The 18,020-nt window shown below is 45.3% G+C and carries 15 protein-coding genes and 1 pseudogene; 15 read left to right on the plus strand and 1 reads right to left on the minus strand.

Going from position 1 to position 18,020, the window contains the following annotated elements; all coding sequences use genetic code 11:
- Nucleotides 1-130: 130 nt before the first annotated feature.
- Entirely contained in the window at nt 131-472 is a 342-nt protein-coding gene (locus HMPREF2917_RS10445; RefSeq protein ID WP_003010891.1) for a metal-sulfur cluster assembly factor, read from the minus strand.
- A 170-nt stretch (nt 473-642) separates the two neighbouring features.
- Here HMPREF2917_RS10445 and hisS point away from each other — a divergent pair, with 170 nt between their 5' ends.
- The 15 genes and pseudogenes from hisS to polA all read left to right on the plus strand — a co-directional run bounded on the left by hisS (nt 643) and on the right by polA (nt 17,958).
- Nucleotides 643-1,926: a histidine--tRNA ligase gene (gene hisS / locus HMPREF2917_RS10450; protein WP_070590762.1), complete on the plus strand. Its 1,284-nt coding sequence runs from the start codon at nt 643-645 to the stop codon at nt 1,924-1,926.
- A 180-nt stretch (nt 1,927-2,106) separates the two neighbouring features.
- On the plus strand, nt 2,107-3,591 hold the full coding sequence (gene thrC / locus HMPREF2917_RS10455) for a threonine synthase (RefSeq protein WP_049486602.1): 1,485 nt from the start codon (nt 2,107-2,109) through the stop codon (nt 3,589-3,591).
- A gap of 50 nt (nt 3,592-3,641) precedes the next feature.
- Nucleotides 3,642-4,922, plus strand: a complete 1,281-nt coding sequence (locus tag HMPREF2917_RS10460) for an MATE family efflux transporter (RefSeq protein WP_070590722.1) — start codon at nt 3,642-3,644, stop codon at nt 4,920-4,922.
- Nucleotides 4,919-5,548 carry an HAD-IA family hydrolase gene (locus tag HMPREF2917_RS10465; RefSeq protein ID WP_070590725.1) on the plus strand — a complete coding sequence of 210 codons (630 nt, stop codon included), beginning with the start codon at nt 4,919-4,921 and terminating at the stop codon, nt 5,546-5,548. The genes HMPREF2917_RS10460 and HMPREF2917_RS10465 overlap by 4 nt, the downstream gene beginning before the upstream one ends.
- Nucleotides 5,549-5,816: 268 nt before the next feature.
- Complete coding sequence (locus HMPREF2917_RS10470; protein WP_049506831.1) at nt 5,817-6,245, plus strand: MarR family winged helix-turn-helix transcriptional regulator; 429 nt, start codon at nt 5,817-5,819, stop codon at nt 6,243-6,245.
- Between the two features lie 15 nt (nt 6,246-6,260).
- The gene (locus HMPREF2917_RS10475; protein ID WP_070590728.1) at nt 6,261-6,623 is read left to right on the plus strand and encodes a DUF1304 domain-containing protein; all 363 of its coding nucleotides are present in this window, start codon (nt 6,261-6,263) and stop codon (nt 6,621-6,623) included.
- Between the two features lie 586 nt (nt 6,624-7,209).
- On the plus strand, nt 7,210-8,568 hold the full coding sequence (trpE, locus tag HMPREF2917_RS10480; protein WP_070590730.1) for an anthranilate synthase component I: 1,359 nt from the start codon (nt 7,210-7,212) through the stop codon (nt 8,566-8,568).
- Nucleotides 8,565-9,125 (plus strand): annotated as a pseudogene (locus tag HMPREF2917_RS11830) (aminodeoxychorismate/anthranilate synthase component II); the annotation flags it as partial. The gene trpE and the pseudogene HMPREF2917_RS11830, both read left to right, overlap by 4 nt.
- A gap of 9 nt (nt 9,126-9,134) precedes the next feature.
- Nucleotides 9,135-10,139: an anthranilate phosphoribosyltransferase gene (gene trpD, locus HMPREF2917_RS11835; protein WP_070590765.1), complete on the plus strand. Its 1,005-nt coding sequence runs from the start codon at nt 9,135-9,137 to the stop codon at nt 10,137-10,139.
- The gene (gene trpC, locus HMPREF2917_RS10490; RefSeq protein ID WP_003009554.1) at nt 10,136-10,903 is read left to right on the plus strand and encodes an indole-3-glycerol phosphate synthase TrpC; all 768 of its coding nucleotides are present in this window, start codon (nt 10,136-10,138) and stop codon (nt 10,901-10,903) included. The genes trpD and trpC overlap by 4 nt, the downstream gene beginning before the upstream one ends.
- Nucleotides 10,890-11,477, plus strand: a complete 588-nt coding sequence (locus tag HMPREF2917_RS10495; protein ID WP_070590732.1) for a phosphoribosylanthranilate isomerase — start codon at nt 10,890-10,892, stop codon at nt 11,475-11,477. Before trpC ends, HMPREF2917_RS10495 begins: the two co-directional genes overlap by 14 nt.
- A complete protein-coding gene (gene trpB, locus HMPREF2917_RS10500) occupies nt 11,467-12,672 on the plus strand; it encodes a tryptophan synthase subunit beta (RefSeq protein ID WP_070590735.1) in 1,206 nt (401 codons plus the stop codon). The genes HMPREF2917_RS10495 and trpB overlap by 11 nt, the downstream gene beginning before the upstream one ends.
- 1 nt (nt 12,673) lies before the next feature.
- A complete protein-coding gene (trpA, locus tag HMPREF2917_RS10505) occupies nt 12,674-13,450 on the plus strand; it encodes a tryptophan synthase subunit alpha (RefSeq protein WP_070590738.1) in 777 nt (258 codons plus the stop codon).
- A gap of 141 nt (nt 13,451-13,591) precedes the next feature.
- Nucleotides 13,592-15,055 (plus strand): alpha-L-fucosidase, encoded by a 1,464-nt coding sequence (locus HMPREF2917_RS10510; RefSeq protein ID WP_070590740.1) that lies wholly within the window; start codon nt 13,592-13,594, stop codon nt 15,053-15,055.
- A gap of 257 nt (nt 15,056-15,312) precedes the next feature.
- Nucleotides 15,313-17,958 carry a DNA polymerase I gene (polA, locus tag HMPREF2917_RS10515; RefSeq protein ID WP_070590742.1) on the plus strand — a complete coding sequence of 882 codons (2,646 nt, stop codon included), beginning with the start codon at nt 15,313-15,315 and terminating at the stop codon, nt 17,956-17,958.
- Nucleotides 17,959-18,020: the final 62 nt, after the last annotated feature.

Raw genomic sequence — 18,020 nt, forward strand, 5'->3', positions numbered from 1 at the left:
TTAAACATTATAAAAAACGAGGAACAAACTCTGATGGCAGAGCTGGTGTTCCTCGTTTTTTATTGTGGATCGGATTTCCGAAGGAGCATTCCTTCATTAGTTGACTGCGTTTCTTAAATAATCATGATTGTTATCGTGGTGGAAGACCAAGGGCGATGCGCCCGTATCGGCTGATTCGTGTAATTTTCCAAGCGGGTGACCAAGTCACTTCAACCTTGACATCTTCGATCCCCTCGATTTCTTTTAAGCGAGCGACGATTTCGATTGGAAGGCTCTCAGCACAGCTACAAGCCGTATCGGTAAAGGTCATAACCACCTTGCAAGTACCGGCTTCATCTAGATGGATCTCGTAGATCAGTCCTAGGTTATAGACATCTAACTCAACATCGGTATCAAATACAAGCTCCAATTTTTCGATTAACGGCTTCTCTAGTGCCAGGGCGCGGTCATTGATTTTGATATCCTCTCTCATCGCAAGATCCTTTCAGTGTAGTATGGATTCCATTTTCTCATAATTCGGCTGATAAGGCAAGAAGAGAAAGAGGTTTTGAAGGTGTCGAACGAAGGAAATTCGGTCCAGTCTCCATTTCTCTTCGAATTTGTGGTAAAATAGAGGCAAAAGTAAGACAAAGGATGAAGGCTATGAAATTACAAAAACCAAAAGGGACCCAGGATATCCTTCCTGGCGATTCAGCGAAATGGCAATATGTAGAAGGCTTTGCACGCAAGGTCTTTGCGCGATACAATTATGATGAAATCCGCACACCGATCTTCGAACATTATGAAGTCATCAGCCGTTCAGTAGGGGATACGACGGATATCGTTACCAAGGAAATGTATGACTTCTATGACAAGGGAGACCGTCATATCACGCTTCGTCCAGAAGGAACAGCTCCTGTTGTCCGCTCGTATGTAGAAAATAAGCTCTTTGCGCCTGAGGTACAAAAACCAAGTAAGTTCTATTACATAGGCCCAATGTTCCGCTATGAACGTCCTCAAGCAGGTCGTTTGCGTCAATTCCACCAAATTGGGGTAGAATGCTTTGGATCGAGCAATCCTGCAACGGATGTCGAAACCATTGCCATGGCAGCGCAATTCCTGAAAGAATTAGGAATCGATAATGTGACCTTGCACTTGAACACCTTGGGAAGTCCTGCTAGTCGTCAGGCTTATCGTCAAGCCTTGATTGATTACCTCTTGCCAATGAAGGATCAATTGTCTAAGGACAGCCAACGTCGCTTAGAAGAAAATCCACTTCGTGTCTTGGATTCAAAAGAAAAAGAAGACAAGGCGGCGGTTGAACAAGCTCCTTCAATCTTAGACTATCTAGATGAAGAAAGCCAAGCGCATTTTGATGCGGTTCGTCGGATGTTGGAAGACTTGGGAGTATCCTATGTCATTGATACCAATATGGTGCGTGGCTTGGATTACTACAACCACACGATTTTTGAGTTCATTACAGAAATTGAAGGCAATGAATTAACAGTCTGTGCGGGTGGTCGCTATGATGGTTTGGTTGAATACTTCGGTGGCCCTGCGACAGCTGGTTTTGGATTTGGTATCGGTGTGGAACGGATCCTTCTCGTTCTTGAAAAGAAAGGCATTGAATTGCCGATCGAAACAGGCCTAGATGCCTATATTGCTGTCCTAGGAGATGAAGTCAATGAAGCAGCGCTTAGCTTGGTTCAGGCCCTTCGAATCCAAGGTTTCAAGGCAGAACGTGATTACCTTGGACGCAAACTCAAGGCACAATTTAAGTCAGCAGATGTCTTTGCGGCCAAAGCCTTGATTACCTTAGGAAGTAGTGAAGTTGAGAGCGGTCAAGTTACTGTGAAAAATAACCAAACTCGACAAGAAGTAACGGTAGCTCTTGAAAAATTGAAGAAAGACTTCCCATCTGTTTTAGTAGAGTTGGGATTGGCTTGATCAAGTCTTGCAGACACCTGAAAAACAGATTCGCATGGGAGTAGGAGCAAAGTCGTTGCGCCTGCTCTCTTTTATCTAGCTTCTGTTTGCCGACCTTTGCCAAGATTTGGCGAAAAGCCGTTAAATTTTCTGACATTTATGATATAATGAGAAGACTACTAGTAAAGGAATAAAACAGTCATGACATTAGTTTATCAATCAACACGAGATGAAAAAAATACTGTAACAGCTAGTCAAGCCATCCTTCAAGGATTGGCGACAGATGGCGGTTTGTTTACTCCAGTCTCTTATCCTCAAGTAGAGCTGGATTTTGACACCCTCAAAGACGCTTCTTACCAAGAAGTGGCTAAGCTGGTCTTGTCAGCCTTTTTGGACGACTTTACAGCAGAGGAGTTGGACTACTGTATTTCTCATGCTTATGACAGCAAGTTTGATACCCCGGCTATTGCTCCTCTTGTCAAACTCGATGGACAATACAACTTGGAACTCTTCCACGGTTCCACCATTGCCTTTAAAGATATGGCTTTGTCGATCTTGCCTTACTTTATGACAACAGCAGCTAAAAAGCACGGTTTGGAAAATAAAATTGTCATCTTGACGGCGACTTCTGGAGATACAGGAAAAGCTGCTATGGCAGGTTTTGCCGATGTTCCAGGGACAGAGATCATTGTCTTTTATCCAAAAGATGGTGTCAGCAAGGTGCAAGAATTGCAAATGACGACTCAAACGGGGGATAATACCCATGTCATCGCGATCGATGGAAACTTTGACGATGCCCAAACCAATGTCAAACACATGTTCAATGATGTGGCGCTTCGTGAAAAATTAGCAGCCAAGAAGATGCAATTTTCATCAGCTAACTCCATGAACATTGGTCGTTTGGTGCCTCAGGTTGTCTATTACGTATACGCCTATGCGCAATTGGTAAAGACGGGCCAAATCACAGCGGGAGAAAAAGTCAACTTTACCGTCCCAACAGGAAACTTTGGAAATATCTTGGCAGCTTTCTATGCCAAACAAATCGGTCTTCCAGTTGGGAAATTGATCTGTGCGTCAAATGAAAACAATGTCTTGACAGACTTCTTCAAAACACATGTCTATGATAAGAAACGTGAGTTCAAGGTGACCACTAGTCCATCGATGGATATTTTGGTCTCTTCAAACTTGGAACGCTTGATTTTCCACTTGGTTGGCAATGATGCTACAAAGACCAAAGAGTTGATGGAAAGCCTTGTTGCAACAGGTCAGTACCAGTTGTCCAACTTTGATGCAGACATCTTAGATTTGTTTGCGGCTGCATGCGCAGATGAAGCAGAAACTGCTGCAGAGATCAAGCGGGTCTATGAAGCGTCTGATTACATCGAAGACCCTCATACAGCCGTAGCATCAGCCGTTTATCAAAAATACCGGAGCCAAACAGGAGATACTGCTAAAACAGTCATTGCCTCTACAGCAAGTCCTTACAAATTCCCAGTTGTAGCAGTAGAAGCGGTGACAGGCGAGACAGGTCTAGGTGATTTCGAAGCCTTGGCTAAATTACACACACTCTCAGGTGTTCCTGTGCCACCGGCTGTAGACGGCCTTGAAACTGCACCGGTTCGCCATCGTACAAGCGTGGCAGCCAAAGACATGCAAGCAGCCGTAGAAGACTACTTGGGACTTTAATTCTCTGTATTAGAAAGATCAAAAGAGCCGTTTGGCTCTTTTATATACGCATGAATTCATACAAAAAAATCTTAAATATCGCCCTTCCTGCCATGGGTGAAAATTTCTTACAAATGCTGATGGGCATGGTGGACTCTTATTTAGTGGCTCACCTGGGCTTGATTGCCATTTCAGGTGTTTCCGTCGCAGGCAATATCATCACCATCTATCAAGCCATCTTTTTGGCACTGGGTGCGGCAGTTGCCAGTGTCATGTCCAAAAGCTTGGGTGAAAATAATAAAGAAACCATTGCCTATCATGCGACAGAGTCACTGAAGGTGACCTTATTGTTGAGTGCTCTCTTAGGAGGGGCATCGCTGTTATTTGGACGCCAGATGATTTCGCTGTTGGGGACTGAAGCTGCAGTAGCCGAAAGTGGGGGTATTTACCTTTCCTTGGTCGGCGGGACCATTGTTCTCTTAGGGTTGATGACGACCCTGGGCTCGCTGGTTCGGGTAGCCAACAATCCACGCCTTCCTATGTATGTAAGCTTGTTGACCAATGTTTTAAATGCTCTATTCTCCTCTGTGGCTATTTTCCTTTTTGGCTGGGGAATTGTTGGAGCAGCTTTGGGGACTGTGCTGGCCCGTCTGGTAGGCGTCATCCTCTTGTGGCAAAAGGTCCAGCTACCCTTTGCACCCCTTCGTTGGGGATTGGACCGCAAGCTTTTAAACTTAGCGCTTCCAGCGGCCGGAGAGCGGCTGATGATGCGGGCTGGAGATGTGGTGATCATTGCGATCGTGGTTGCTTTTGGGACCGAGGCAGTTGCAGGAAATGCCATCGGAGAGACCTTGACCCAGTTTAACTACATGCCTGTATTTGGAGTGGCCACAGCGACGGTTATGTTCGTGGCACGGAGCCTGGGTGAAGGTGATCTTGAGCAGATTGCCCGCCTTCGAAAGCAGTCTTACTGGTTGTCCTTTGTATTAATGTTACCCATTGCCTTGGGAATCTTTTTTGGGGGCACCCTTCTGACCTATCTCTACACACAAGATGTGAAAGCGGTAGAAGCTAGCCTGTCGGTTGTCCTCTTTTCTTTGTTGGGAACGCCGTTTACAGCAGGAACGGTCATCTATACAGCTGTTTGGCAAGGGTTGGGAAATGGGAAACTTCCACTTTATGCAACGACGATTGGCATGTGGGTCATTCGAATTGGAGCCGGTTATCTGCTTGGAGTAACCCTTGGTTTTGGCCTTCCAGGGGTCTGGACGGGGACCTTGCTAGACAATGGCTTTCGTTGGCTATTTTTGAGTCAGCTATATAGACGAAAAGTAGGAGAGAAGAAAAAATGACAAAACGAGCCTTTATTTGGGATTTGGATGGGACCTTGCTAGATTCCTATGATGCTATACTGGCAGGTCTTGAGGAGACCTATGCAACTTATCAGCTTCCATTTGACCGAGCTAGCATTAAAGATTACATCTTGAAGCATTCGGTTCAAGATCTTTTAGTAGCGGTAGCGGAGGAGTATCATCTGGACGTGACTGACTTGAATCATCGCCGAGCAGAAAGTCTAGCAGAGAAAAATGCCCAGGTCCTTCTGATGGATGGGGCGCGTGATGTCCTATCCTGGGGACAAGAGGCTGGAATTGAGCAGTTTGTCTATACCCATAAGGGAGAGAATGCCTTTGTCATCCTGCGGGACTTGGGTTTGGAATCTTTTTTCACAGAGATATTAACTAGTCAAAGTGGTTTTGCTCGCAAGCCAGACCCAGAAGCTGCCATGTATCTGCTGGAGAAGTACGGGTTGGAACCAGAAAAGACCTACTATATTGGGGATCGGAGCCTGGATATTGACTTTGCAAGAAATAGCCAGATTCAGAGTATCAATTTCTTGACGTCTGACTATCAAGGCAATCATCAGATGAACACCTTACTAGATATTCCAGGTATTTTAGACGCTGAAAAGAATCTGTAAAGAATTTGTTTTCATTTTGAAATAAAGTCGTAAGCTTTCTTTAAGAAATGTCCGCTATAATAGAAGCATAAACAAAGACCTCCTAACTTTGTTTAGAAAAATCCTAAAACTTTTCTTTTTCATAATAATCTCCCTAAGAGTCGCCCAATCAGGCGGCTTTTTTTGTGCGCAAGAATAGTGTAAGCTCTTTTTCTTGCCAGGAGATGAGAAATGGTTTATAATTGACAAGTCAATTATTGATTTATCAAAAAGAAATTGGAGAAGGAATATGGCAGAAATAAATGATTTGCTCTACCAACTACGCTTGGCAGATCAAACAACTACGCAACTCTTTGAAAAGCGCCTAGGGATTAGCTTAACACGTTATCAAATTTTGCAGGATTTATTAGAACAAGCACCTTGCAATCAGATCGCGGTTCAGGAGCGCTTGCAGATTGATCCAGCGGCTTTAACCCGGCATTTCAAAATATTAGAAAAGGAAGGATTTGTCCATCGGAGTCGAAATCCAAAGAATCAGCGGGAAATCTTAATTCATTTGACGGATACGGCCTATAATCGTTTGGTCAAACATCCCCCTCGCCATCATGTGGCGGTGAAAGAACAGATGAGTCGGATTTTGACTGCTCAAGAACAAGAGCAATTTTCTTACCTGCTGGACAAATTAGTATCTGGCATTGAACAAATAACAGTTGAATAAAAAGGAGAATCTACGATGTCATTACTGACGATTATTTTAGCGAGTCTTGCTGCACTGGAGCATTTGTATATTTTTTATTTGGAGAGCATCAAAACCACATCTGATACTACAAGTCGGGTTTTCAACATGAATAAAGAAGAACTCGCTCGCCCATCTGTGACCTCTTTATTTAAGAATCAAGGAATCTACAATGCCTTGATTGGGGTGTTCCTCTTGTATGGATTGTTTGTCTCTAAAAATAGTGAAGTTGTTACGATTTTCGTGCTCTTTATTATTGGAGCTGCGGCCTACGGTGCGATGACAGCCAATAAAAAGATTATCTTGACCCAAGGTGGTCCTGCAATTTTGGCTTTGTTGAGTATCCTATTTTTGGGATAAAAAGGACAGGCCCCTAGGGCTCTTTGATCTGATTTTATTAAATAAGTGTAGAAAAAAGTATAAAAAAAGACTAAAAATTTTATTGACTTTCTAAGAAAAAGGGTTATAATGGTAGCAACAGAAAAGTAATGAGTCGGCTATTTTCAGGGAGCTTGTGGGAATTGTGAACAAGCAATAGCGACTGATGAAAATTGGACTGTTATGATCAATGAATTCTAACCCATGTGAATTCGGTTGGCACCCCTTACCGTGCAACTCCTTGATAGAGGAGATAGAGATGTAGGGAAAGACCAGCTATTTTTCCCTATAAAAGAGGTGGCACCGCGGACACTACGCCCTCACACAGTTTTTGTGTGAGGGCTTTTCTATGTGCCTTAGCAAGCGAAGCGAGCTTAGGCACATTGATCCCAAAGCGAGAATTGAGCGATGGGATACCCTTGCTTGCCTTAGCAAGCAAAGCGAGCTTAGGCACATTGATCCCAAAGCGCAAACAGAGCGACGGGATAACCTTAATCGCCTTAGCAAGCGAAGTAGGGTGCGGTTGAATTCCTTAGAATAAAAGAGTTCTAAAAGAGAGGTTTCTGATATGAAAAAAGTTTTATCTGCTGATGTGTTGAGTCCAATTTTGGCTTATATGCGTTTGGATGCGCCCCATAAAATGATCTTGGAGTCGATCCCTCGTGAAAAAGAGAATGCGCGTTTTTCAATTGTAGCCTATCGGCCAGTCAGTGAAGTCAAGTTTGAAAATGGCGTCCTCTATTACAATGATAAAATTATTGAAGAGGATCCTTTGGACTTTTTGAATCGCATCACGGTCAAAACGAAAACTTCCGAAGAACTCCCTTTTAACGGTGGGGCGATTGGATTTGTCGGCTATGACTTGATTGGCCTCTATGAGAACATTGGTTCCATTCCTGAAGATACGATCGGCACACCAGATCTTCACTTTTTCTTATATGAGAGCTATGTGATTTTTGATCACAAAAAGGAAAAGGTCTATGTGGTGGAAGAGAACCTCTATAGTGGGCGAAGTGAAGCAGAGCAAGCGTCGAGCTTGGAGCAAGTGTTAGCACAATTGGCAAGACCTGCAAAGGAAGAGTTTCAGGACAAGGACCTGCATGCGCTTCATTTCCACAATCATTTGGAGCAAAAAGAGTTTGAGGAAATGGTGACCCTAGCGCGGGACTATATTCGAAAAGGAGATATGTTCCAATGCGTGCTCAGTCAACGTTTTTCAGCTGATTTTTCAGGTAAACCATTGGATTATTATCGCAATTTGCGCGTGACCAACCCTTCGAATTATCTCTACTTTTATGATTTTGGGGAGTACCAAATTATCGGGGCTAGTCCAGAAAGTCTGGTGTCGGTCAAGGATCGAGTGGTGACAACCAATCCCATTGCGGGCACGCGACCAAGAGGGATTGATGAAGAGAGTGATCGGCAATTGGCAACTGATTTGGCAGGGGATCCAAAAGAAGTCGCAGAACACCAGATGTTGGTGGATCTAGGGCGAAACGATATTGGTCGTATCGCTCAAAATGGGTCGGTTGAAGTAACTAAATATATGGAAGTGGAGTTCTTCCGTTATGTGATGCACCTGACGAGTGTGGTCAAGGGTCAATTGCTTCCTGGACTAGCCTCTATTGAGGCACTGAAGGCAACTCTTCCAGCTGGGACCGTTTCTGGTGCTCCCAAGATTCGAGCCATGAAGCGAATCTATGAGGCAGAAAAAGAGAAACGTGGCGTCTATGCGGGTGCTATTGGCTATCTCTCTGTGACGGGGGATCTCGATTTTGCTATTGCGATTCGAACCATGATCCTCAAAAATAAGAAGGCTTATGTGCAGGCCGGAGCAGGAATCGTTTATGATTCGATCGCTGAAAATGAATACCAAGAAACCGTCAATAAGGCAAAATCGATGACAAGGATTGGAGAAGAAGGATGATTTTATTAGTAGATAATTACGATTCATTTACCTATAATTTAGCACAGTATATCGGAAAATTTGATGAGGTCCAGGTGCTTCGAAATGATGATCCGGATTTGTACCAGGTTGCCCAAGAAGCAGATGCCTTGGTCTTTTCTCCAGGTCCAGGTTGGCCAAAGGACGCGGGCAAGATGGAGGAGATGATCCGAGATTTCGCAGGGGTCAAACCAATCTTGGGGATTTGCTTGGGGCATCAAGCGATTGCGGAAGTTTTTGGAGGGCGCTTGGGATTGGCGCCACAGGTCATGCATGGCAAACAAAGCCAGATCCAGCTAGAAGCTCCCTCTCCTCTATACGCGGGTGTCGCAAAAGAAGTCCCAGTCATGCGTTACCATTCGCTGACGATTGAAGACATGCCAGAGGATTTTGTCATTACCTCTCGGACGACGGATGATCAAGCCATTATGGGGATTCAACACCGTAGCTTACCGATTTATGGTTTTCAATACCATCCAGAAAGTATCGGGACGCCAGATGGGCTCAAGACCATTGAAAATTTTGTCAAACTAGTCAAGGAGCGGAAGATGAAACAAGTGCTTGCAAAAGTAGCGGAAGGAATAGATCTAACCAGTGCAGAGTTAGAAGCTGCTATGGAGGAAGTCGTTGCTGGTCGTGCTTCAGAAGCACAGGTGACGGCCCTTCTTCTAGGTCTCAAAATGAAGGGAGAAACGGTTGAAGAGCGGACGGCTATTGCAAAAGTGATGCAGGCCTATGCAGTCGCTATTCCTACAGAAGTTCAAGGAGCAATGGACAATTGTGGAACTGGGGGTGATCGTTCTTATAGTTTCAATATTTCAACAACAGCTGCCTTCGTTCTTGCTGGTGGTGGCATCAAGATGGCGAAACACGGAAATCGTTCGATCTCTTCTAAATCTGGTTCTGCGGATGTGCTAGAAGCTCTAGGGATTAACCTTGATTTGGGTCCAGAAGATTTGGGACGAGTGTTTGAAAAGGCGGGAATTGTCTTTCTATTTGCTAAAAACCTGCATCCTGGCATGCGCTATATTATGCCCGCTCGCTTGGCGCTAGGGGTGCCAACGGTGATGAACTTAACCGGTCCTCTTATCAATCCGATTCCTCTAGAAACCCAGCTATTGGGAACCAGTCGTCCTGACATGCTAGAAAGCACGGCAGAGATTCTAAAGAATTTGGGTCGGAAATGCGCAGTGGTGGTGAGTGGTCCACAAGGTTTGGACGAGGCAGGCCTTGATGGGGAAACTCAGCTCGCTATTTTGGAAAATGGACGGGTTACCTTATCCAGCTTTCAACCAGAAGATATAGGAATGGAGCGCATTGAAATTGATCAAGTACGAGGTGGAGACGCCAAACGCAATGCAGAAATTTTGCTCAGTGTCTTGAAGAATGAAGCAAGTCCCTTCTTAGAGGTGACGGTCTTGAATGCTGGCCTTGGTTTTTATGCCAACGGCAAGGTAGATTCTATTAAGGAGGGGATTGCCTTGGCACGTGAAGTGATTGCCAGTGGGGCTGCCCTTGAGAAATTGAGATTATTACAGGAGTATCAAAAATGAGTCAAGAATTCTTGCCAAAGATTCTAAAGGAAAAGGCGCGTGAAGTGGCTGCGATGAAAGAAGAGGAACTCCAACCTTTGCGCGAGACCTACCGCCTGTATGATTACCTAAAGAGTCATCCAGAAAAGCTTCAGGTCATTGCGGAAGTGAAAAAGGCTAGCCCGAGTCTGGGAGATATTCATGTCGATGTGGATATCGTCGCGCAGGCTAAGACTTACGAAGAAAATGGAGCCGTGATGATTTCTGTCTTGACTGATGAAGTGTTTTTCAAGGGCAGTATCGAGTATCTCCGGGAAATATCTAGTCAAGTACGTATCCCCACCCTCAACAAAGATTTCATTGTGGATGAAAAGCAAATAATTCGGGCGCGAAACGCAGGGGCGACCGTGATCTTGTTGATAGTTGCAGCCTTACCAGAGGCTCGTCTGAAGGAGCTCTATGAGTTTGCGACCCATCTTGGCCTGGAGGTCTTGGTGGAGACCCATAATCTGACAGAACTAGAGATCGCTCACCGGATTGGGGCTCAGATCATAGGGGTCAATAATCGCAACTTGGTGACCTTTGAGACAGATCTTCATACTAGCCTTGAATTGGCGACAAGCTTTGAACAAGAACCGGTTTACATCTCGGAGTCTGCTATTTTCACAGCAGCAGACGCGCGCATGCTGGCTCCTTATTTTAATGGCATTCTCGTTGGGACAGCCCTCATGAAGGCAGACAATGTGGCTGAAAAAGTAAAGGAGTTGCAGATTGACAAAGGTTAAAATTTGCGGACTGTCCACTCCAGAAGCTGTCCAGACAGCTGTTGAAGCTGGTGCGGACTACATTGGTTTTGTCTTTGCACCAAGCAAACGGCAAGTGACGCTGGAGCAAGCCCGGCAGTTGGCTACAGGGATTCCAAAGGGGGTTCAAAAAGTCGGTGTTTTTGTATCACCACAAAGAGAAGAAGTGGAGAAGGCTTGCCAAGTTGTGGGCTTGGACCTGATACAAGTGCATGGACCGATGGATGAAACCATCTTGCAAGAGTTTCCCCAACAAACGATTCGCGCTGTTCAAGTGGGGAAAGATACAGCTCTTTCTGAGACCAGTGCCGATTATCTGCTCTTTGATGCTCCTGTAGCAGGAAGTGGGCAGACTTTTGACTGGCAAAAGCTCGAAACCCAAAATTTCACAAAGCCCTTCTTTATTGCAGGAGGCTTGACGGAAGACAATGTAGCAGATACCATTCGCTTCTTTCATCCTTATGCGGTGGATGTATCCAGTGGGGTCGAGACAAATGGAAAAAAAGATCAAGAAAAAATAAAACGATTTATAGAAAGGGTCAAGCATGGCATATAAACAACCAGATCAAAACGGATTTTATGGGCGGTTCGGGGGACGATTTGTTCCTGAAACCTTGATGACAGCAGTTTTAGAATTAGAAGAAGCCTACAGAGAAAGTCAAGCAGATCCTTCTTTTCAAGCAGAATTGGATCAGCTTCTGAAACAATATGTCGGTCGGGAAACACCGCTCTATTACGCTAAAAATCTTACCAAGTACGTCGGTGGAGCCAAGATCTTTCTTAAAAGAGAAGACCTCAACCACACAGGGGCTCATAAAATTAATAATGCCCTAGGACAAGTTTTATTGGCACATCGGATGGGCAAAAAGAAGATCATCGCAGAAACAGGGGCCGGACAGCACGGTGTTGCAACGGCAACGGCAGCTGCTTTATTTGATATGGAATGCACCATCTACATGGGGGAAGAAGATGTCAAACGCCAAGCCCTCAATGTCTTTCGGATGGAGTTATTGGGCGCTAAGGTTCAATCAGTAACAGATGGGTCACGTGTTCTCAAGGATGCGGTCAATGCTGCCCTTAGAGCCTGGGTAGCAAATGTGGAGGATACCCACTATATCATGGGTTCTGCTCTAGGACCTCACCCATTCCCAGAAATTGTCCGTGATTTTCAAAGTGTCATTGGCCGAGAAGCCAAACGCCAATTTGCAGAGCAAAATGATGGTGCATTACCAAATGCAGTTTTAGCCTGTGTAGGAGGCGGATCGAACGCCATTGGCCTCTTTTATCCTTTTGTTGAAGATACATCTGTTGCCATGTATGGGGCAGAAGCTGCTGGGCTTGGAGTAGATACAGACCAGCATGCAGCAACCTTGACCAAGGGACGTCCGGGAGTCCTTCACGGTGCCTTGATGGATGTTTTACAGGATGCCCATGGACAGATTTTAGAAGCCTTCTCGATTTCAGCAGGTCTCGATTATCCAGGAATTGGGCCAGAGCATTCTTATTTCCATGAAATCAAGCGGGCAACCTATGTGCCAGTGACAGACAAAGAAGCCCTAGAAGCCTTTCAATTGCTTTCGAAAGTAGAAGGAATTATTCCAGCCCTGGAATCGAGCCATGCTATCGCCTATGCGGTGAAATTGGCCAAGGAAATGGGGCCTGAAAAATCTATGATCGTTTGCTTATCAGGTCGTGGGGATAAAGATGTGGTACAAGTCAAAGACCGCCTAGAACAAGAGAGAGGAGAGTAAGATGGGAAAGACCTTAACAGAGCATTTACAAAAGCTGAAAGACCAGCAGCAAGGGATCTTTGTTCCTTATATTATGGCAGGAGATCATGAAAAAGGTTTGGTAGGTTTGCAGGAAACCATCCAATTTTTGGAAGATCTTGGTGTCTCAGCCATTGAAGTTGGCATTCCTTTTTCAGATCCGGTGGCAGATGGCCCTGTGATTGAAGAGGCGGGACTACGAAGTTTAGCCCATGGGACGACGACAGAGGAACTGGTGCAAACGATCCAGCGTCTGGAGACAAGTGTTCCTTTGGTCATCATGACCTATTTCAACCCCTTGTTCCAATATGGGCTTGAAAACTTCTTTAGAGATGTAGAAGGAACAGCGGTCAAGGGAGTGATTATTCCGGATCTTCCTCATGAGCATGCGGATCTGGTAGAGCCTCTATTAGTGGATAAAGACATCGCTTTGGTGCCACTAGTGAGCTTAACCACAGGAATCGAGCGCCAGAAGAAATTGATCCAAGATGCAGAAGGATTTATCTATGCTGTTGCTGTCAATGGAGTGACGGGGAAAGCTGGTAGCTATCGAGATGATTTGGATCACCACTTGGTCCAATTACACGAAATAGCGTCCATTCCTGTTTTAACAGGTTTTGGAGTTTCCAGCATGGAGGATGTTCACCGTTTCAACAGGGTCTCAGATGGAGTTATTGTGGGGTCCAAAATCGTTAAGGCTCTCCACCAAGGGGAGACAGATGCCATCGCTCGTTTCATTTCTCAAGCAGTGAAGGCCTAGAAGGTTCATTCCATTCATCATCAGCTTGATTCTCCTAGATCAAGCTCTTTGTCTACTATTTTAAACATTCCCCTTGTTTGTCTTTACAAACGAGGCTTTCTCGTTACAATAGAGGTAGTAACAAGAAAAGAGGAGAAGAGAATGATAAGCCTTGAAGAGATTGATCAAGTCATCCAATCAGGTCCTTTTGAACCAACCTGGGACTCTCTTAGCCATCAAGTCTGTCCAGATTGGTATCGGGATGCCAAATTTGGAATGTTTATCCACTGGGGCGTCTACAGTGTACCTGCCTTTGGTTCAGAATGGTATTCGCGAAATATGTATATCCAAGGGAATCCTTGCTATGACTATCATCGAGAGCATTTTGGAGACCAGGCTATCTTTGGCTACAAGGATCTCATTCCTCTTTTTACAGCCGATCAATTTGATCCGGCATCTTGGCTAGATCTCTTTCAAAAAGCGGGAGCCCAGTATCTTTTTCCAGTTGCGGAGCACCACGATGGTTTTCAGATGTATGCCTCTACTCTCTCGCCTTATAATAGCTTAGAAATGGGGCCGAGACGAGATGTCTTAGGAGAGCTGAGGGAGGAAGCAGAAAAACGTGGCCTGCACTTCTGTACGTCTTCTCACCGGGCAGAACACCAGTTTTTCTTTTCACATGGCAAGGAATTCACTAGTGACATTTCGCAAGAAGTCCCAAGAAACAGTCTTTATTGGCCAGCGGAGCCAGAGCCCAAGGATCATTTTGATCTGACTTCTAAGCCTTATCCAAGCAAAGAATTCTTGGAAGATTGGCTGTTGCGAACCTGTGAACTGGTGCGGGACTACCAACCAGAACTCCTATATTTTGACTGGTGGATCCAGCATGAGAGTTTCCGTCCCTACTTGATGCGCTTTTTGGCTTATTATTACAATCTAGCAGCACAAGAGGATCGCAAGGTGGCTGTTTGTTACAAACAGGATGCCCTCCCTTTCGGTTCAGGAATCGTTGAGATGGAGCGGGGAGGATACGGAGAGACGCAAGCCTTTCCGTGGCAAATGGATACCGCGATTGCCCGTAATTCTTGGTGCTATACCCAGGATCTAGCCTACAAGACCAGTAAGGAATTGCTACAAAATTTAGTTGATGTTGTGGCCAAAAATGGCAATCTTCTGCTCAATATTGGACCCAAGGCAGATGGAACCATCCCTGAGCAAGACCAAGACATCCTCACAGAGATCGGGGACTGGCTGGCGGTAAATGGAGAAGCCATTTATCAGAGTCGGCCTTGGCGGGTGTCATCAGACGGACCGACCGAGGCCCAGGAAGGTTCCTTCTCAGATGGGCAAGCGCCACTCTATACTAGCCAAGATTTCCGCTATACCATGCGTGATGGCTTTCTTTATGCTATCCAGCTGGAACCAAGTGGAAGGGCGGAAGGGTTGACCTTGCCGTCTCTCGCCTATGATCTCAAGCAACCGAGAATTCTTCATGCGCGCATTCAAAAGCTAGAGCTCCTTGGAGAAAGCCAGCCCCTTTCTTGGAGCCAAGATGAGACAGGGCTCCATCTTCAGTTACCAGCTTGTAGGAAAAAACAACCGCGTGTTTTGCGCCTCAGCTTTTAGTTTTCTTGAAGCTTTCTATAAGGAATCGTTTAGGTTTCTCTTGTATACTGTACTCATCCAATAAGAAATGAGGTACAGAAAATGAAAATCTCAGTTAATTATCCAAAACGCTTTAAGAAATTGCCACAACAAGGTTCTTGTTACGGCGAATAAACACTTCTCTTCATTTTTCATAAGAAACTCCTAAAGAAGGCTCTACCCGAAAGGGTAGAGTTTTTATGTACCAGAGACCTTGTGATTCGTGGTATAATAGGCCTATGGAAAAAAAGAATAAATTACTACTCATCGACGGGTCTTCCGTCGCTTTTCGTGCCTTTTTTGCACTCTATAATCAAATTGACCGTTTCAAAAATGCTAATGGTCTGCATACCAATGCGGTTTATGGCTTTAACCTCATGTTGAGCCATCTCTTAGAGCGCATCCAACCGACCCATGTCCTCGTTGCTTTTGATGCAGGAAAGACGACTTTTCGGACGGAGATGTATGCCGACTACAAAGGGGGCCGTGCAAAAACTCCAGATGAGTTCCGCGAGCAGTTTCCTTTCATTCGTGAGCAACTGGATCATTTGGGAATCCGCCATTATGAGCTGGCCCAGTATGAAGCGGATGATATTATTGGAACACTAGATAAGATGGCAGAATCAACTTCTGTTCCTTTTGATGTGACTATTGTCTCAGGGGACAAGGACTTGATTCAGCTAACGGATGACAACACAGTGGTTGAAATCTCAAAAAAAGGAGTGGCAGAGTTTGAAGAATTCACTCCAGCCTATTTGAAAGAAAAGATGGGACTGACACCGGAGCAATTTATCGATCTCAAGGCCTTGATGGGAGATAAGTCGGATAATATCCCAGGTGTCACTAAGATTGGAGAAAAGACCGGGATCAAACTGCTCCTTGAGTATGGCTCCCTCGATGGTATTTATGAGCATATCGATGAGATGAAGGCTTCTAAGATGAAGGAAAACCTCATCAACGACAAGGAGCAGGCCTACCTATCCAAGACCCTGGCGACCATCGACACCAATGCGCCTATCGAGATTGGTCTGGATGACATCACCTATACGGGTCCTCATCTAGAAAATCTTGCCAAGTTTTATGAGGAGATGGGCTTCAAGCAACTCCGTCAGGCCTTGGATCTCAGTGGAGAAGAAGCAGCTCCTGTAGCTATTGACTATACAGAAGTCGAGCAGGTCACTTCAGATATGCTCACGGAAGATAGTTTCTTCCATTTTGAGATTTTTGGGGACAATTACCATACGGAACCCATCATCGGTTTCGCATGGGGGACCAAAGGTCAGCTCTACGCGAGTACAGATACTGGTCTTTTACAAACACCGATTTTCAAAGAATTTCTCGAAAAAACGCCCCTCAAGGTCTATGACTTCAAACGGGCCAAGGTCTTGCTCAGCCACTTGGGCATTACCCTTCAAAATCCCGCGTTTGACAGTCGATTGGCCAAGTATCTCTTGTCGACCGTAGAGGACAATGAAATTTCAACCATTGCGAGTCTCTATAGTCAGATTGCGCTACCGCTGGACGAAGTCGTTTATGGCAAGGGAGCCAAAAAAGCTATCCCAGAAAAGGCGGTCCTATTAGAGCATTTGGCACGAAAAGTCGCTGTTCTACTGGATACCGAGGGGCCCATGGTGGAGCAGTTGCAAGCCCATGACCAATTAGATTTGCTCTATGATATGGAGCAACCACTAGCAGCTGTTTTGGCCAAGATGGAAATCGCGGGGATCAAGGTAGAGCGCCAGACCCTAGAAGACATGCAGGTGGAAAACGAGGTGGTCTTGGAACGCTTAACTCAAGAAATTTACGAGCTGGCGGGCGAAGAGTTCAACATCAATTCTCCAAAACAATTGGGGGTCATCCTCTTTGAAAAATTGGAACTCCCTCTTGAATATACTAAGAAGACCAAAACCGGCTATTCAACAGCCGTTGATGTCTTGGAACGCTTGGCTCCAATTGCACCGATTGTGTCTAAGATTCTTGAATACCGCCAAATTGCTAAGATCCAGTCGACCTATGTCATCGGTCTTCAAGATTGGATTTTGGAAGATGGGAAGATCCATACCCGCTATGTACAGGATTTGACGCAGACAGGCCGCTTGTCCAGCGTGGATCCCAACCTGCAAAACATTCCTGTCCGTTTGGAACAAGGTCGTCTCATCCGCAAGGCCTTTGTCCCAGAAGAGGAAAACAGTGTCTTGCTGAGTTCGGACTATTCACAAATCGAATTGCGCGTCTTGGCCCATATTTCGGGAGATGAGCATTTGATTGATGCCTTTAAGCATGGGGCGGATATCCATACATCGACTGCTATGCGCGTCTTCAATATTGCAAAACCAGAAGACGTGACGCCAAATGATCGCCGCAATGCAAAAGCGGTAAACTTCGGTGTGGTTTATGGAATTTCCGACTTTGGACTGTCTAATAACCTAGGGATCAGTCGAAAAGAAGCCAAGGCCTACATTGAGACCTACTTCGAGCGCTACCCTGGTATCAAGGACTATATGGAGAGAGTGGTACGGGAAGCGCGTGACAAAGGCTATGTAGAAACCCTCTTCAAGCGTCGTCGGGAGATTCCAGATATCAATTCTCGCAACTTCAATGTTCGAGGCTTTGCGGAGCGGACAGCTATTAACTCACCGATCCAAGGATCTGCAGCAGACATCTTGAAAATTGCCATGATCCACTTGGACCAAGCGCTAGAAAGAGGAGCATACAAGACCAAGATGCTTCTTCAAGTGCACGATGAAATCGTTCTGCAAGTGCCAAGTGATGAACTGGCAGCGATCAAAGAACTAGTCAAAGAGACCATGGAATCCGCTATCGAACTTGCAGTACCACTGGAAGCCGATGAAAACGAAGGCAAGACATGGTATGAAGCCAAATAAAATTGAGTTTGTTCAAAACAGAAAGCGGTAGGGACAAAAGTCCTAGCCTCTCAATTGTTTTT

The sequence above is a fragment of the Streptococcus sp. HMSC061E03 genome (assembly GCF_001813505.1).
Lineage (GTDB): Bacteria > Bacillota > Bacilli > Lactobacillales > Streptococcaceae > Streptococcus.

What these genes read in the sequence shown, in the direction of transcription:
- HMPREF2917_RS10445 (WP_003010891.1), bottom strand. Translation starts at nt 472, where the DNA reads ATGAGAGAGGATATCAAAATCAATGACCGCGCCCTGGCACTAGAGAAG.
- hisS (WP_070590762.1), top strand. Translation starts at nt 643, where the DNA reads ATGAAATTACAAAAACCAAAAGGGACCCAGGATATCCTTCCTGGCGAT.
- thrC (WP_049486602.1), top strand. Translation starts at nt 2,107, where the DNA reads ATGACATTAGTTTATCAATCAACACGAGATGAAAAAAATACTGTAACA.
- HMPREF2917_RS10460 (WP_070590722.1), top strand. Translation starts at nt 3,642, where the DNA reads ATGAATTCATACAAAAAAATCTTAAATATCGCCCTTCCTGCCATGGGT.
- HMPREF2917_RS10465 (WP_070590725.1), top strand. Translation starts at nt 4,919, where the DNA reads ATGACAAAACGAGCCTTTATTTGGGATTTGGATGGGACCTTGCTAGAT.
- HMPREF2917_RS10470 (WP_049506831.1), top strand. Translation starts at nt 5,817, where the DNA reads ATGGCAGAAATAAATGATTTGCTCTACCAACTACGCTTGGCAGATCAA.
- HMPREF2917_RS10475 (WP_070590728.1), top strand. Translation starts at nt 6,261, where the DNA reads ATGTCATTACTGACGATTATTTTAGCGAGTCTTGCTGCACTGGAGCAT.
- trpE (WP_070590730.1), top strand. Translation starts at nt 7,210, where the DNA reads ATGAAAAAAGTTTTATCTGCTGATGTGTTGAGTCCAATTTTGGCTTAT.
- trpD (WP_070590765.1), top strand. Translation starts at nt 9,135, where the DNA reads ATGAAACAAGTGCTTGCAAAAGTAGCGGAAGGAATAGATCTAACCAGT.
- trpC (WP_003009554.1), top strand. Translation starts at nt 10,136, where the DNA reads ATGAGTCAAGAATTCTTGCCAAAGATTCTAAAGGAAAAGGCGCGTGAA.
- trpB (WP_070590735.1), top strand. Translation starts at nt 11,467, where the DNA reads ATGGCATATAAACAACCAGATCAAAACGGATTTTATGGGCGGTTCGGG.
- trpA (WP_070590738.1), top strand. Translation starts at nt 12,674, where the DNA reads ATGGGAAAGACCTTAACAGAGCATTTACAAAAGCTGAAAGACCAGCAG.
- HMPREF2917_RS10510 (WP_070590740.1), top strand. Translation starts at nt 13,592, where the DNA reads ATGATAAGCCTTGAAGAGATTGATCAAGTCATCCAATCAGGTCCTTTT.
- polA (WP_070590742.1), top strand. Translation starts at nt 15,313, where the DNA reads ATGGAAAAAAAGAATAAATTACTACTCATCGACGGGTCTTCCGTCGCT.